The 13,004-nt window shown below is 62.4% G+C and carries 13 protein-coding genes; 8 read left to right on the top strand and 5 right to left on the bottom strand.

Annotation, left to right across the window (positions count from 1 at the left end; all coding sequences use genetic code 11):
* Together ACN0X6_RS23145 and ACN0X6_RS23150 are read left to right on the top strand one after the other, a co-directional pair.
* Positions 1 to 93 (top strand): hypothetical protein (locus ACN0X6_RS23145; RefSeq protein WP_417707573.1); only part of this gene is annotated, 93 nt, incomplete at its 5' end.
* A 195-nt stretch (positions 94 to 288) separates the two neighbouring features.
* Positions 289 to 960, top strand: coding sequence for a DUF502 domain-containing protein (locus ACN0X6_RS23150; RefSeq protein WP_417707535.1), 672 nt, complete (start codon positions 289 to 291; stop codon positions 958 to 960).
* 111 nt (positions 961 to 1,071) lie between these two features.
* On the opposite strand, the gene ACN0X6_RS23155 is transcribed toward ACN0X6_RS23150, so the two are convergent.
* On the bottom strand, positions 1,072 to 1,539 hold the full coding sequence (locus ACN0X6_RS23155; protein ID WP_212630867.1) for an Lrp/AsnC family transcriptional regulator: 468 nt from the start codon (positions 1,537 to 1,539) through the stop codon (positions 1,072 to 1,074).
* A gap of 127 nt (positions 1,540 to 1,666) precedes the next feature.
* On the opposite strand from ACN0X6_RS23155, the gene ACN0X6_RS23160 reads away from it, so the two are divergent.
* Entirely contained in the window at positions 1,667 to 1,993 is a 327-nt protein-coding gene (locus ACN0X6_RS23160) for a hypothetical protein (protein WP_417707538.1), read from the top strand.
* Positions 1,994 to 2,090: 97 nt separating this feature from the next.
* Positions 2,091 to 3,875, top strand: a complete 1,785-nt coding sequence (locus tag ACN0X6_RS23165) for a GspE/PulE family protein (RefSeq protein WP_417707540.1) — start codon at positions 2,091 to 2,093, stop codon at positions 3,873 to 3,875.
* Here ACN0X6_RS23165 and ACN0X6_RS23170 read toward each other — a convergent pair.
* Complete coding sequence (locus ACN0X6_RS23170) at positions 3,850 to 4,515, bottom strand: murein L,D-transpeptidase catalytic domain family protein (protein ID WP_417707541.1); 666 nt, start codon at positions 4,513 to 4,515, stop codon at positions 3,850 to 3,852. The genes ACN0X6_RS23165 and ACN0X6_RS23170 overlap by 26 nt on opposite strands.
* 165 nt (positions 4,516 to 4,680) lie before the next feature.
* On the opposite strand from ACN0X6_RS23170, the gene ACN0X6_RS23175 reads away from it, so the two are divergent.
* On the top strand, positions 4,681 to 4,935 hold the full coding sequence (locus tag ACN0X6_RS23175) for an NfeD family protein (protein ID WP_417707543.1): 255 nt from the start codon (positions 4,681 to 4,683) through the stop codon (positions 4,933 to 4,935).
* 88 nt (positions 4,936 to 5,023) lie between these two features.
* The gene (locus ACN0X6_RS23180; RefSeq protein ID WP_417707545.1) at positions 5,024 to 5,353 is read left to right on the top strand and encodes a DUF2388 domain-containing protein; all 330 of its coding nucleotides are present in this window, start codon (positions 5,024 to 5,026) and stop codon (positions 5,351 to 5,353) included.
* Positions 5,354 to 5,459: 106 nt separating this feature from the next.
* On the opposite strand, the gene ACN0X6_RS23185 is transcribed toward ACN0X6_RS23180, so the two are convergent.
* The 3 genes from ACN0X6_RS23185 to desA form a co-directional block, all read right to left on the bottom strand.
* Positions 5,460 to 6,710, bottom strand: a complete 1,251-nt coding sequence (locus tag ACN0X6_RS23185) for an OprD family porin (protein WP_417707547.1) — start codon at positions 6,708 to 6,710, stop codon at positions 5,460 to 5,462.
* 427 nt (positions 6,711 to 7,137) lie between these two features.
* Positions 7,138 to 8,109 carry a GGDEF domain-containing protein gene (locus ACN0X6_RS23190; RefSeq protein ID WP_417707575.1) on the bottom strand — a complete coding sequence of 324 codons (972 nt, stop codon included), beginning with the start codon at positions 8,107 to 8,109 and terminating at the stop codon, positions 7,138 to 7,140.
* 111 nt (positions 8,110 to 8,220) lie between these two features.
* On the bottom strand, positions 8,221 to 9,411 hold the full coding sequence (gene desA, locus ACN0X6_RS23195; RefSeq protein ID WP_417707549.1) for a delta-9 fatty acid desaturase DesA: 1,191 nt from the start codon (positions 9,409 to 9,411) through the stop codon (positions 8,221 to 8,223).
* Positions 9,412 to 9,579: 168 nt separating this feature from the next.
* Between desA and dibA the strand changes: the two genes are divergently transcribed.
* Together dibA and ACN0X6_RS23205 are read left to right on the top strand one after the other, a co-directional pair.
* Positions 9,580 to 11,880: a phosphodiesterase DibA gene (gene dibA / locus ACN0X6_RS23200; RefSeq protein ID WP_417707577.1), complete on the top strand. Its 2,301-nt coding sequence runs from the start codon at positions 9,580 to 9,582 to the stop codon at positions 11,878 to 11,880.
* 2 nt (positions 11,881 to 11,882) lie between these two features.
* Positions 11,883 to 13,004 (top strand): HDOD domain-containing protein, encoded by a 1,122-nt coding sequence (locus ACN0X6_RS23205; protein ID WP_417707551.1) that lies wholly within the window; start codon positions 11,883 to 11,885, stop codon positions 13,002 to 13,004.

The raw sequence follows: 13,004 nt of genomic DNA on the forward strand, positions 1-13,004 counted from the left end.
CTGCCATGGCTGATGCTGCTGATCAGCTTCCTGATGGTGATCACCTACATCCCGGCCGTGTCCATGACGCTGCCGAATCTGCTCGGCATGTAGCGGCTCAACCGAACGATGCTACTTCGGTACCTCGTGTACCCACTCCGCCCGGCCTCAGTGCCGGGCTTTTTTTCGCGCGAATGATCTGACGAAAAGCGCTGTAGCCATTTCACAGGCCACGCACACGGACACAACTGCCCGCAATTGCCACGCCTGGCGTAAAGTCACTGCCCAGATCGTCAAGGAAACCCTTACATGCTCAGACGCAGCCTGAAATCCGTCGTCACCACCTGGCTGACCGGCCTGCTCGCGCTACTGCCGCTGGCGCTGACCCTGGCACTGCTCGCCTGGATATTCAGCCTGCTCAATCGCCTGGTCGGCCCCTCGACGCTCATCGGCCAATTGTTCGCAGCGCTCGGCCAGCCCTTTTCCAGCAACAGCTATCTGGCCTACCTGCTCGGCAGTCTGGTGCTGCTGGCCAGCCTCTACCCACTGGGCCTGGCGGTACAACTGGGCCTGCGCCGCCCGCTGTCCTGGCTGATCGATCGCACACTGCGGCGTACCCCGCTGATCGGTAATTTCTACAACCTGGCTGATCGCTTCGTCGGCCTGCTGGACAAGAGCAAGAACCCGGACATCACCACCATGGCCCCGGTCTGGTGCTTCTTCGGCGGCGACGGCGCTGCCGTACTTGCCCTGCGCCCGAGTTCGGAAAGCGTGGAGCTGGAAGGCCGTGCCTACTGCGCCATCCTCATTCCCACCGCGCCGATTCCAGTCGGTGGTGGCCTGCTCTACGTGCCGGAGGCCTGGATACGCCCTGCCGACATGGGCGTGGAGCAACTGACCAGCATCTATGTGTCCATGGGCCTCACGCCACCTGGCAAGCGTAATGTCGAGCAGTTGCCTCCGGTGGTGATCAAGCCTTAGGGATGTTCTGAAAAAGCCATTTATCGTCACTCCCGCGAAGGCGGGAGCCCAGGTGACTCGTAGGTTCTGGATACCCGCCTGCGCGGGCATGACGGCTTTCTCGGCGTTTCCTTAGGCAAGCGGCAAGCTGGTGGTGGACTTGATCTCCGACAGTGCCACGATCGAGTTCACTTCCTGGATGCCGGGCACCAGCGACAGCTTCTCGAAGAAGAAGCGCTCATAGGCCTCGATATCGCGGGTGACGATGCGCAGCATGAAGTCCACCGCGCCCATCAGCACATGACACTCCAGCACCTCGGGAAACTCGCGCATGGCCTCGGCGAACTCGGTCAGGTTGGAACGGCCATGGGCGTTGAGTTTGACCTGAGCGAACACCTGGGTATGCAGCCCGATGCGCTTGCGATCGAGCAGGGTGACCTGCTTGCGGATCACCCCCTCCTCCTTGAGCCGCTGGATACGCCGCCAGCAGGGTGACTGCGACAGACCGATACGCTCGGCGATCTCCGCCGTGGAGAGACCGGCATCCTCCTGTAGCAGAGCAAGAATGCGTTGATCGTAGGCATCCAGCGCGACGGACATAAAAAATCCCCATTAGTGACCTGACAGGGAAATTCTATCCATTAAATACGCATAAACACAGAAAACCAGGCAGAACTTTTGCCGAAAGAAGGCGGAAACTTAGGCAAAACCTGCCCGAGCTGCTGCCATGCCTGATACCACTCCATTCCCGTCCGCCCACAACCGCCGCGATCCCTGGCAGGATCGCCCCGATGCCTGTGTCGAGTACCAACTGCGCACCGACGCCGAAGCCGATGTGCTGTGCCGGCTGCTCGGTCTGTTCGCCCAATTGCAGCTGTTACCCGAAGCCTTGCACATGCAACGCCTGCAGGATGACCTGCACATCAGCCTGCGCCTGCCCGGCATCTCGCTGCACCGGGCCGGGGTGCTGGCGCAGAAACTGCGCGGCCTGGTCTGCGTCTGGGAGGTGACCTGGCAGCATCTGGATCACGGCCTGGTGACGGAGGTGGCCTGAAGCGGCTACTCGATCACGCATGGGCCTTCGCCCTGATACGGCTTTTCGGGCATCCTAGTTCGGCTAACCTTGTTCAGGCCGACCCCGAGGAGCCCGCATGTCCGCCTTCACCGCTACCGCCCCTGACCGTGTACTGGATCTTGGCGACCTGCTGCGCGAGCTGGTGGCCCAGGGTCGGATCGCGCAGGACGTGGCCGAGCAGTGCCTGGCGATCCGTCGCAGCTCGCTGAACAATACCCAGCACCCGCTGGAATTTCTCGCCGCACAGCAGGTGGACGATCAGAAAAGGCCGGGCAAGAAGCTCGATCTGGAAACCCTCACCGCCTGGCTGGCCAACTTCGCCGGGCAACCTTACTTGCGCATCGACCCGCTGAAGATCGACGTACCATCCATTACCCCGCTGATGTCCTACGCCTTCGCCCAGCGCCACAAGATTCTTGCCGTGGCGGTGGACAGCGAGAGCGTCACCATCGCCAGCAGCCAGCCGCTGGTGCATAGCTGGGAGGCCAACCTGGTGCACGTGCTCAAGCGCCCGATCAAGCGCGTGGTGGCCAACCCCAGCGACATTCAGCGCTTCACCACCGAGTTCTATCGCCTGGCCCGCTCGGTCAGCGGCGCCAATGCCACCGACCAGAAGATCAGCGGCGTCGGCAACTTCGAACAACTGCTCAGCCTCGGCGCCCAGGATCAGGAGCCGGACGCCAACGATGCGCACATCGTCAACATCGTCGACTGGCTGTTCCAGTACGCCTTCCAGCAACGCGCCAGCGATATCCATATCGAGCCACGCCGCGAGCAGGGCACCGTGCGCTTTCGCATCGACGGCGTGCTGCACACCGTCTACCAGTTCCCCGCCCAGGTCACCATGGCCGTGGTCAGCCGCCTGAAAAACCTCGGCCGCATGAATATCGCCGAGAAGCGCAAGCCGCAGGATGGCCGGGTCAAGACCAAGACCCCGGATGGCAACGAAGTGGAGTTGCGCCTGTCCACGCTGCCGACCGCTTTCGGCGAAAAGATGGTGATGCGTATCTTCGACCCGGAAGTGCTGCTGAAAAGCCCGGATCAGCTTGGCTTCTCTCCTGACGACCTGCGCCGCTGGGAGAGCATGACCTGCCAACCCAACGGCATCATCCTGGTCACCGGCCCTACCGGCTCGGGCAAGACCACCACGCTCTACACCACGCTCAAGCAGCTGGCGACCGAGGAGGTGAACGTCTGCACCATCGAAGACCCCATCGAGATGATCGAGGGCGCCTTCAACCAGATGCAGGTGCAGCACAACATCGACCTGAACTTCGCCAGCGGCATACGCGCATTGATGCGCCAGGACCCGGACATCATCATGATCGGTGAGATCCGCGACCTGGAAACCGCCGAAATGGCCATTCAGGCGGCGCTGACCGGCCACCTGGTACTGTCCACCCTGCATACCAACGATGCACCCAGCGCCATCACCCGCCTGCTCGAACTGGGCGTGCCGCACTACCTGCTCAAGGCCACCATCCTCGGCGTCATGGCGCAGCGCCTGGTGCGCACCCTGTGCCCGCACTGCAAGGCACCGGTGCAACTGGACGAAGACACCTGGAACGGCCTGACCCGGCCCTGGAGCTCGCCATTGCCGACCCAGGCGCACCACGCCGTCGGCTGCCTGGAATGCCGTGAAACCGGCTACCGCGGCCGCGCCGGCGTCTACGAGATCATGCTGATCAACGATGCCATCAAGCCGCTGATCAACGCCGATACCGACCTGACTGCCCTGCGCCGCGCCGCCTTCAAGGACGGCATGCGCAGCCTGCGGCTGTCCGGCGCGCAAAAGGTCGCAGCTGGGCTGAGCACCATCGAGGAAGTACTGCGCGTCACTCCGCAGAGCGAGCAACGCTGAGGCTCGCGCAGTCGCGGTAGCGGTCGTCGGCCAACTGCGGGTGCCAGGCGAACAGATACTGGCCATCCCTGAGCTGATCCACCAGCACCCGGATCACCTCCTGCTGCACGGCCGGACAGCCCAGGCTGCGCCCCATGCGTCCATATTGCTGCGCCCATCTCGGCGCCACGTAATCAGCTCCATGGATCACCAGCGCACGGGCACGCGCCTGGTCATTGAAGCCGGGCTCCAGGCCATCGAGACGCAGCGAATGGCCATGCCGCCCCTTGTAGTCTTCGCCACCACGAAACAGACCGAGGCTGGACTGATGGCTACCAGACAGATTGGAAAAGCGCTCGGCGAACAGCTCGCCGGACTGGCGGCCATGGGCCACGAACTCACGCTGCAGCAACTGCCTGTGCGTCAGGTCGAACACCCACAAACGTCGTTCCAGCGAGGAGCGCGAGTAATCGATCACCGCCAACCGACGGGCCTTGCCCGCGCTTTCTCGCTCGGCACACCGCAGCGCATCCTGCAACGCACGCATTTCCAACTGCGGCGCTGCAAGGTGCAGGGCATCGAGCAGCTCATCGGCCACCGCGCCCTGCCCTGCCAGCAATAGAGCGGTAAGCAAAAACGTCATCAGCGAACGCTCAAACATGCCCTGGCTCCCACGGATTACCCGGCATCTGCCCACCTTGCGAAGGGGTCGGCGGCAGAGCGCAGACGGCTGTGCTTAGATTGATTGATCTGGCAATGGAGTCTATGCAATGCACACCAAAGGGCGATCAGCGAACAGTCTGAGTATGGGTAGCCGCGCCATCTCATGATCACCTACCTGCAACACCTGTCGTTCTGGGACTGGTTGTCCCTGGCCACCCTGCTGCTGATTCTCGAAGTGTTCGGCGCCGGAGGCTACCTGCTGTGGATCGGCCTGGTGGCCGTCGCTGTCGGCGCACTGACCTACCTGTTTCCCGACCTGCCCTGGGCCTGGCAATTTCTGCTGTTCGGCGCACTGGCGCTGCTCTCGGCGCTGCTTTGGTGGCGTCATCAGCAGCGGGCGCGCACGCTCGGCAACTGATCGGCCTGGCAACCGGCCATCGCCCGCAAGGAACCAGCAGCGGCTTGTGCGACTCCTAGGAGAGGAACCACCCTACAGGAGTTTCATCATGCGTGTAACGAGCCGTGCCGCACTGGCGTTCAGTGCCTGCCTGATCGCCCAGACCGCTGCAGCAGATGGCATGCTGCGCGACATTCTGTCCTCGGGCGCAACCACCGCCTCGACCTACCTGACCTTCAAGGATCGCAAGCTGGTTGCGGCGGCCGAAGAGGATGCCAGCAGCTTCGTCGCCAGCAACGGCGAAATTCGCGGCCCGCATCTGGAAGCGGCAATGCAGCAACTGCGCAGCGCCAACCCGCAACTGCAGGACGCCGACGACATGGCACTGGCCAGCGCCATTCTTGCCACCTCGGCAAGCGCAGCTGACCACCCACGCTGAACCGTCACCAGTCGCGCATAAAAAATGCCCGCGTCCAAAGGGAGCGGGCATTTTTCGTTCAGCTTTTCGGGACATCAGGCCTGAGGCCTCCCGAAAACCTATCGTCTTACATCAGCGGCAGGGTGTAGCTGACGATCAGACGGTTTTCGTCGATGTTGCGATCGAAGTTGTCGCGAACAGTCGCATTACGCCAGCGCACGCCCAGGTTCTTCAGTGCACCTTCCTGGAACACGTACATCAGCTCGGTGTTGCGCTCCCACTCACGGCCTTCGGACACACCGCGACCACGATCGATGTTGTCGCCGGTCAGGTAACGGGTCATGAAGGTCAGGCCCGGAATACCGATGGACGCAAAGTTGAAGTCGTAACGAGCCTGGTAGGATTTCTCGTCCTTGTTGGCGAAGTCACGAATCTGAACGTAGTTGACCAGGAACGGGTCGGTGCCGTTGATGTAGGCGAAGCCAGTGTCGCCGCTCATCTTCTGGTAGCCCAGACCGAAGGAATGACCGCTCAGGGAATAGGTCATCATGGCGCCGAAGGCCTTGTTGTCCACATTGCTGCGGTTACCGTCATCAGTGGAGCGCGCATAGCGAACGTCAGTCTTCAGACTCTGTTTGTCACCCAGCGGCAGCACATGTACCAGGTTGAAAGAGTGCTGTTTGTACAGCTCGTCCAAATTGGAATAGTAATAGCCTGCTGTCAGGTCCTTGGTCAGCTTGTAGGTACCGCCGATGAAGTCGAACGAATCGGTGGTGGTGCCACCGAGGGTGTTGATACCACGGCGACCGCCGCTGGTGATGGAGATATCTTCATAGTCACCGGAGTTGCGCTGGTTGACCTCACGCACGTGAGCGGCTTCCAGCATCAGGCCATCGATTTCTTGAGAAACGAGGTGACCTGCTTCGAAAACCTGAGGCAGCAGACGACCGTCGCTGGAAGCGATGGCCGCGTTCTTGAACTGCATCTGACCAACACGCAGAGTGCTGTTGGAGATTTTCGCCTTCAGCGCTACCGCCAGATCAGAATAGTTATCCTGAGAACCACCCGAACGATCCGGAACCAGCAGATCGCTGCCGGCAGTACCACCACCGGAATCCAGCTTAAAACCGAACATGCCGATCGCATCAGCACCAAAACCTACGGTGCCTTCAGTGAAGCCGGAGTTGGCGCGCAGGATAAAGCCTTGAGCCCACTCCTCACGTTTGGACTGACCAGCCCCCTCACGGAAGTCGCGGTTGAAGTAGAAGTTACGCGCTTCCAGGCTGACTTTGGTGTCGCCGACCAGGTCGGCGAACGCCACTTGGCTCAGGCCCAGGGTGCTGGCGGCTACGGCCAGTGCCAGGGAGGTCTTTCTCATTATATGTCTCTCCAGTGTGTTTAAGGTGACGCATCGTCCGGCACAGACTTCGGCACGAAGAGGCAGGCCAGAACGAATAGGGAACACGCACCCACGAGACAGTACGCGGCACAAGCCGGGCTCGAATGGGTACGCGAAAAACTCAGGAAGAACAGAACAACGGCGAACGCAGCTGGGCGGCCGGAATGAGGTGGGCAGAGTGGTGCATGGTGAATGCTCTCTCGTCGTTGTTATTGTGCACCGACATCCTGGCCGGCATCTGCCGGAGCCTATGCAGATAACGCGCCAGCTCCTGGCGGCAAGCCCGCAAGGCTTCTAGAACAACAGGTTACATTTTCCCTGCAGAGCAGTGACCGTGCGATGACAATGAGAACAGGCAGAATTCCGCTTATGAGAAGCTGTTCCCAGGCGGAAAATCGCCAGCCCCTCAGCCCAGAACGATCTGATTCTTGCCTTGGCGCTTGGCCATGTACATCGCTGCATCGGCACGTGCATAGAGCGCATCGAGGCTGACGTCAGTGGCCAGCAGGCTGGTCAGGCCCTGACTGACGGTGATGCCGAAGCTGGTGCCCTCGTGCCGAAAGCTGAGGCGTTGCACCTCACGCTGCAGGCGTTCAGCCACCTGCAAGGCCACATTCTGCTCACAGCCCGGGAACAGCGCCGCGAACTCCTCGCCGCCGATACGCCCGAACAGGTCGCCGCGCCTCAAGGCATTGCTGCCGCAATGCGCCAGGCGCTGCAGGACCTGATCACCGATCTGGTGGCCATACTGGTCATTGATCTTCTTGAAGTCGTCGAGATCGAGCAACAGGAAGGCCAGCGGGCTGCCGAACTTGCGCGCGTGCTCGAACTCGCGACGTGCGCATTCGAAGAAGTGCCGCCGGTTGCTGCTCTGGGTCAGCACATCGGTGGTCGCCAGGCGATGCAACTCGCCCTCCAGGCGCTTCTTCTCGGTGATGTCTTCGGCGATACCGACGATCACACTGCCCTGCTCGGTGCCCAGCCGGGGGCTGACGAAGCACTTGTCGCTGAGCCAGCGCAATTGGCCATCAGCGCGAATGATGCGGTACTCGCGCGACTCTACCGCGCCGGTTTCCAGCACCTTGGCCAGGCTCTCGGCGGCGTAGTCGATATCGTCCGGATAGATGCTGTTGCGCCACTCGCCATAGTCGGCCAACAGCAGCGCGGCGGAGCGACCGAAGATTCGCTCATAGGCAGGGCTGACATAGATCATCCGCTGCTCGTTCCAGTCGAAGGCCCAGAGCACGGCATTGACGCTGCCAAGCAAGCTGCTGAACAGTTGCTCGCGCGCACCCAGGCGCTCCACTTCGGCACGGCTGTGCAGCAGAGCCAAGGTCAGTTCTTCCAACTCGGAAACAGCGTTGCCCTGATCGTCCATTACAGCGGCCATCCGTGCTTTGCCTCGCATTGAAATTGAGCATAGTGCGAGCCGTTGGACAAACACAAAGGCCCGCCAGTTCGGCGGGCCTTTGCTTGTAACGAGCGGCGGTCAGGCAGTCGCGCTGGACGGTCGCAGCGAGTAGGTCTTGAGCTGCTCGGCGAACTCCCGCAGCGACTGGATGCCACTGGCCTCGGCCTCGTGCACCCACTGCTTCATGGCTTCGAGCATGTCATGGCCGTTGCTGCTGGTCCTGACCCAGATCTGCTGCAGCGCCAGGCGCTTCTCGTAGATCACCTTGAGTGCCTGACTCTGCGCCAGCAGATCGGCGATACGCGCATGATGCTGCTCTTCCAGCAGGCTCGGTTCACGCGACAGCAGGCGCTTGGCACGGCGGAAAAGATGACGAACGGACTCGTCGGCCTTGGCCACTTCCTGCTTGACCAACGGCGCGATCACCAGCTTGCGGTACTGCGCCATGATCTGGAAGCGGTTGTTGAGGATGGCCATGGCGGTGTCCATGTCGAGATGACCCTTGCCCTCCACGCGGTGGGCGATCGGCGCGACACGCTGCACCTGCGCCAGACCGAAGAAGCTGAACAGCTTGATCCAGGCCCAGCCCATGTCGAACTCCCACTTCTTCACCGACAGCTTGGCGCTGTTGGGGTAGGTATGGTGGTTGTTGTGCAGCTCCTCACCGCCGATCAGGATGCCCCAGGGCACCAGGTTGGTGGCGGCGTCGCGGCACTCGAAGTTGCGATAGCCGACCGCATGACCAAGGCCATTGATGACACCTGCGGCCCATACCGGAATCCACATCATCTGGATCGCCCAGACGGTCATGCCGAGTACGCCGAACAGAGCCAGGTCGATGATCGCCATCAATGTCACGCCGCCAATCGGATAGCGGCTGTAAACATTGCGCTCGATCCAGTCATCCGGGCAGTTCTTGCCGTAGATGCGCAGCGTTTCCTGGTTCTTCGCCTCTTCCTGATAGAGTTCGGCACCTTTGCGCAGCACGGTGCTCAGGCCCTTGATGACCGGGCTGTGCGGGTCATCGACGGTTTCGCACTTGGCGTGATGCTTGCGGTGAATCGCGGTCCACTCGCGAGTGTTCTGACCCGTGGTCAACCACAGCCAGAAACGGAAGAAATGCTTGAGCGCGGGGTGCAGTTCCAGTGCACGGTGCGCAGAGTAGCGGTGCAGATAGACAGTCACGCTGACGATGGTCACGTGTGTCATCAGCAAGGTCGCAGCCACCAGCTGCCAGACCGACAGGTCGAGTAAACCGTTGTACCACATGGGCGCTATTGCCTCTTGAAGGGAGAACGCGGCTTGTCCTGCAAGGACGAACCTGATCACATTATCCCTGACCCATGCCAGAAAACCAGTTGGTCTTTTAGATGAGAATGTTTCAGCAGTGAAGCATCTATACTGCCCAGCATTTACAGGGAGCGCTGCCGCTTGCCCATGCGTATCGACACCGCCGCCTTGCGCCTGACCCTGGGCTACCTGCTGCTCGCCGCTCTGTGGATCCTGCTCAGCGATCATCTGTTGACCGCCCTGGGCCTGTCCGTGGCGCACCAGGAGCGCTTGCAATCTCTCAAGGGCCTGTTCTTCGTCGTGCTCACCAGTGCGCTGCTGTATCTGGTGTTGCATCGTCACGCCCTGCAGCACCGCCGCGCACGCCTGGAACTGGCCGGTAACGAGGAACGCCTGCGCCTGGCGCTGGATGCCACGCGCGACGGCCTGTGGGACTGGGACGTGACGAGACGCCGCGTGTTCTTCTCCGAGGGCTACGCCAGGCTTCTCGGCCTCACTCCGCAAACCCTGGGCGATACCCGCGAAGACTGGGCCGCGCGCCTGCACCCGGATGACGCTGAGCGCGCGCTGCATGCACTCAACGCCGAGTTGAGCGAACAGGCCTACGAAAACCTCTACCGCCTGCGCCATGCCGATGGCAGCTATCGCTGGATTCACTCGCGCGGCCGCCTGCTGCGAGACGAAAACGGCCAACCTCAGCGCTTCATCGGCATCGCCAGCGACATTACCCAACAACGCGCCATCGACGACAGCCTGCGCCAGGCCGCAGCGGTGTTCGATGCCACGCAGGAGGGTGTACTGGTTACCGATGCCGAGCAGCGGATCGTGCACGTCAACCCGGCCTTCAGCCGCATCACCGGCTACAGCAACGAGGAAATCCTCGGCCAGCACCCCAACCTGCTCAAATCCGGCCGCCATGACAGCGCCTTCTACCAGAGCCTGTGGCACGCCCTGCAGAACCGCGGCGCCTGGAGCGGTGAAGTGTGGAACCGGCGCAAGAGCGGGGAGATCTACCCGCAGTGGCAATGCATCCGCGTCATCCACGACGAACAGGGGCGCGTCAGCCATTACGTGGCGGTGTTCTCCGACATCACCGCACTCAAGCGTTCGCAGCGCGAGCTGGATTACCTGGCCCACCACGACCCGCTGAGCAACCTGCCCAACCGCCTGCTGTTCACCGAACGCGTCGCCCATGCCCTGGAGCGCAGCAGGATCGAGGAACTGCGCGGGGCAGTGCTGCTGATCGATCTGGACCATTTCAAACACATCAACGAGAGCCTCGGCCACAACGTCGGGGACCTGCTGCTCAAGGGCGTCGGCGAACGCCTGCAGGAGGATCTGCCCAGTGGCTGCACGCTGGCCCGGCTGGGTGGCGACGAGTTCGGCCTGCTCAGCGAAAATTGCACCGATGCCGCTCAGGCAGCCGAGCTTGCACAACGCCTGCTGCGCAGCCTGGAAACGTCCTTTCGCCTCGGCGGCCACGAGCTCTACATCGGCGCCAGCATCGGCATCAGCCTGTTCCCCGAAGATGCCGATAGCGTCGAGCAGATCCTGCGTAACGCCGACTCGGCGCTGTTCAAGGCCAAGAGCAGCGGCCGCGAAGGCTATGCCTTCTATGTGCAGGAGCTGACCGACTACGCCCGCCAACGCGTGGAACTGGCCAGCAGCCTGCGCCATGCCCTGGACAATGACGAGCTGCGCGTCTACTACCAGCCGCTGCATGACCTGGGTGATGGTCGCCAGGTGGGCATGGAAGCATTGGTGCGCTGGCAGCACCCGCAACGCGGGCTGATTGCTCCTGGCGAATTCATCCCGATTGCCGAGGACAACGGCATGATCGGTGCCATCGATACCTGGGTACTGGAGCAGGCCTGCCGCCAGATGGTGCGCTGGAATGCCGAAGGCAGCGCGCTGAGTTTCGTGGCGGTGAACGTCTCCAGTCGTCTGTTCAGCCGCGGCGAACTCGATATGAAAGTGGCACAGGTACTGGCAGAAACCGGCCTGCCGCCCGCGCAGCTGGAGCTGGAAGTCACCGAGAGCGCCATCATGGAAGACCCGGATGCAGCGCAGAAACTGCTTATCAGCCTGCGCGTCCTCGGCGTGCGTCTGGCCATCGACGACTTCGGCACGGGCTACAGCTCCCTGGCGCGCCTCAAGCGCCTGCCGGTGGACAAGCTCAAGCTCGACCAGAGCTTCGTGCGCGGCCTGCCTGACGACCCGGAAGATGCCGCCATCGCCTGCGCGGTGATCGCCCTGGGCAAGAGCCTGGGCCTCAAGGTCCTCGCCGAGGGCATCGAACAACCCGCTCAAGCCGACTTCCTGCGTGAGCTAGGCTGCAATTACGGCCAGGGTTATCACTTCGGCCGTCCGCAACCGGCACCGGCCAGGCCCGTCGAGGCCACTACGCTGAGCGAAGCGAAGGATAGCCAGTCCAGCACCAGGAGCTGAGCATGCGCGTGTTGATTCTCGAAGACGACCCCTGGATCGCCGATCTGCTCAAGCAGATCGTACTGAACCTGCGCCCCGGCGCTCGCGTCGACTGTCAGGTGCGTGTGGCAGACGCCATCTCGGCCTGGCAACGCGAACCTGCCCAACTGGTGATCGCCGACTGGAACCTGCCGGACGGCAGCGGCACTCTGCTGCTGCAGGCGGTACGCAGCCAGGACCGTGACGTGGCGCTGGTGATGATCACCGCGCGCGCCGACCGCAGCAGCGTGCTCGAGGTGCGCCCCCTGGGCATCAATGCCTTTATCAGCAAGCCTTTCCAGGTGCCCAAGGTGCTGGACTGCTTGCGCCTCCTGTTACCCGAAGATGATGAGCCTCGCGTGGCGGCCACCCACGACGAGGACTTTCTTCATCATCTCGGTGCCTTGCCCGATGAGGAGATCGATCTGCCCCTGCGCGACGAGCTCGTTCAGCAACTGCGCGACACGGCGGCGGCACCCAGCACTCTGGAGCAACTCGGCGAGCACTGGCAGCAGGACACAGCCGTGCAGGCGCGATTGATCGCAGCGGCCAACAGCAGCCTCTACAACAGCACCGGACAGCCGTGCGTCAGCTTGCCCGATGCCGTGCGCCGACTGGGCGCAGCCACCGCGCTGAATCTGATTCAGGGCCTGGCGCTCCGCCCGGTAGCCAGCCTGCAGGACGCTGATCTGAGGACCCTGGGCCAGAACCTGCTGCAGACGCAATTGGACCTGCGTCACAGGGTCGGTGCATTGGCCAAGACCTGTCAGCTGGACCCGACACCCCTGCACAGCGCCGCCCTGCTGCAACGCATGGGTGAGCTGGCCGTGCTGCAGCAGGCGCAGATCTGGCGTAACGGCGGTCTGCCGTTGAGCGAGGCGCAACTGCAACAAGCCCTGCGCCAATACAGCGGCGAGCTGGCCAGTCGCCTCAAGGCGGATTGGCGTTTGCCCATTGGCCTGCGTGAGCTGATCGGTGCCTGTTACGGCCTGGCTCCCGGCAACGCCCGCCGCGAGCCGATTCTCATGCGCCTTGCCTGCGTCGAACTGCAGGGCGCCGACAGTCAGGAAGTACAACGCCTGCGTCGCCTGGCCGGGCTGAGCTGA

It is taken from the genome of Pseudomonas sp. (assembly GCF_048269965.1).
GTDB lineage: Bacteria > Pseudomonadota > Gammaproteobacteria > Pseudomonadales > Pseudomonadaceae > Aquipseudomonas.